The sequence below is a fragment of the Kitasatospora sp. NPDC059327 genome, from assembly GCF_042752535.1.
Classification (GTDB): Bacteria; Actinomycetota; Actinomycetes; order Streptomycetales; family Streptomycetaceae; genus Kitasatospora.
This window is the reverse complement of sequence record NZ_JBHYYB010000053.1, coordinates 1-1,957: the sequence shown is the minus strand read 5'-3', so window position 1 is coordinate 1,957 and position 1,957 is coordinate 1. Positions and strand designations below refer to the sequence as shown.

The 1,957-nt window shown below is 71.6% G+C and carries 2 protein-coding genes; one reads left to right on the top strand and one right to left on the bottom strand.

Annotation, left to right across the window (positions count from 1 at the left end):
* Positions 1-342: 342 nt before the first annotated feature.
* Positions 343-540 (bottom strand): hypothetical protein, encoded by a 198-nt coding sequence (locus ACFXHB_RS27615; RefSeq protein ID WP_380577356.1) that lies wholly within the window; start codon positions 538-540, stop codon positions 343-345.
* Positions 541-982: 442 nt separating this feature from the next.
* On the opposite strand from ACFXHB_RS27615, the gene ACFXHB_RS27610 reads away from it, so the two are divergent.
* On the top strand, positions 983-1,957 hold a 975-nt coding region (locus ACFXHB_RS27610; protein ID WP_380577355.1), incomplete at its 3' end, for a serine/threonine-protein kinase.

Sequence of the window (1,957 nt, the reverse complement as noted above, 5' to 3'; positions counted from 1 at the left end):
ATCGCGCACAGTATCCGGCCGGGGCCGTGATCCACCAGGATCACGGCCCCGGTCCTTTGGCGTTCTCCGAACCGGTGGGTGCCCGCTCCGACCGACCGGCCCTCCGCCGGGGCCGCCGCGGGGTGGGCCCGGAACGAAGAAGAGCCGTGTACGGACGCCCTCACCGACGTCCGTACACGGCATCTCCGCCTGCCGGGGTGCTCTGTGCACCGCACTCGCCCGTCCGCGAGTGGTCGCGGGCACGGCCTTCCCCGGCGGCACCGGCTCCCCGTCCCCAGGGGATCAGTGCCCGTTCAGTGGCCGGCCGGGCTGGTCGCCGGCCGGGATTCACAGGGTGATCGGTCAGTGTTTGATCAGATCGGCGACGGCCTGGGCCTGGTTCGCCATCTGCTCCCACCCTCCGAACAGCATCACCAGCAGCACCGCGCAGGGCAGCGCGATGGCCAGCGCCACCGCCGGGTGCCTGGTCGGCTCGGCGGCCTGGCGCTGGGTGAAGGCCGGCCGACGGCGGCGGGGGGATCCCGTGAGCTGCGGTGCCATGCCCTCACTCCTGATTCCTGCGCTGTGTGAACGACGTGCCGCTCGTACCGACCGGTGGCCGAAGTGGACGCGGTGGACGGCTTACCTCGGGGGACGAGCTCCCCGTCCACCGCTGAGGACAACGCTAGGGCCCGAGGGGGTGGTCGGACGTCATGCCGTCGTACTGTTCTCCGGGCATCCCCGAGGATGACGCTCCGACTTAAGGAGTACTACCGAAGGGGGAGACGCGCTCCGCCCCGCCCCCGGGGGAACCCTGAGAGCCGACCCCGAGAGGTGTCCGCCGCCGCGTGCGCGACTGTCAGTGCAAGATCGGACAATCGCACGGAGGGTTCAGGTGTTGCGTATCAGCACACCGCAGCAGGCAGTCCGTAAGCTGTGCCCGACAGGAACTGACGATGCCCCAACCGACGGGGCCTCATCCACAGGCTGACGGGGAACGATGATGGCGATGATGCGGCTGAGGCGTGAGGACCCCCGCATCGTCGGGCCGTACCGACTGCACCGGCGGCTCGGAGCCGGTGGCATGGGCGTCGTCTACCTGGGCTCGGACCGGCGTGGGCAGCGGGTCGCGCTCAAGCTGATCCGCGCGGAGCTGGCCGAGGACCTGGAGTTCCGGACCAGGTTCGCGCGCGAGATCGCCGCCGCCTCCAGGATCCGCGGCGGCTGCACGGCGCGGGTGGTCGGCTCCGACATCGAGACCGACCGCCCCTGGCTGGCCACCGCGTACGTCCCCGGGCCCTCGCTCTACAAGCGGGTCGGCGACGGCGGGCCGCTGAGCTGGCCGGAGGCCGCCAGGATCGGCGCCGCGCTGGCCGACGGACTGGTCAAGGTGCACGAGGCCGGGGTCGTCCACCGGGACCTCAAGCCGTCCAACATCCTGCTCTCGCCCCGCGGCCCGCGGATCATCGACTTCGGGATCGCCTGGTCACGCGGTGCCAGCACGCTCACCCATGTCGGCACGGCGGTGGGCTCCCCCGGCTTCCTCGCGCCCGAACAGGTCCGCGGCGCCGCCGTGACACCCGCGACGGACGTCTTCGCCTTCGGGGCGACGCTGGCGTACGCGCTCACCGGGGACACGCCGTTCGGCTCGGGCGCCTCCTCCGAGGTGATGCTGTACCGGGTGGTGCACGAGGAACCCGATCTGTCCGCCGTACCGCCGCAGCTGGCACCGCTGATCGGGGCCTGCCTGGCGAAGGAGCCCGCCGAGCGGCCCGGTGCGGCCGCCCTGCACGAGCGGCTTAGCGAACTGGCGGCGCGCGGCGGGAGCGACGGTCCGCCGGCCGATCGGCCCGGCCGCGGCGTCGTCGGCCGCGCGGCCGCCGGGGCCCGGCCGAGCACCCCTGTCTCTTATACACAAATGACGCAGCCGACGACCACCAAAGTGTATAACTCGTTGGTCGCCTTATCATTAAAAAAA

Bases quoted from the DNA above. Each gene is read 5' to 3' on its own strand.
- ACFXHB_RS27615 (WP_380577356.1), bottom strand. From the start codon at position 540: ATGGCACCGCAGCTCACGGGATCCCCCCGCCGCCGTCGGCCGGCCTTC.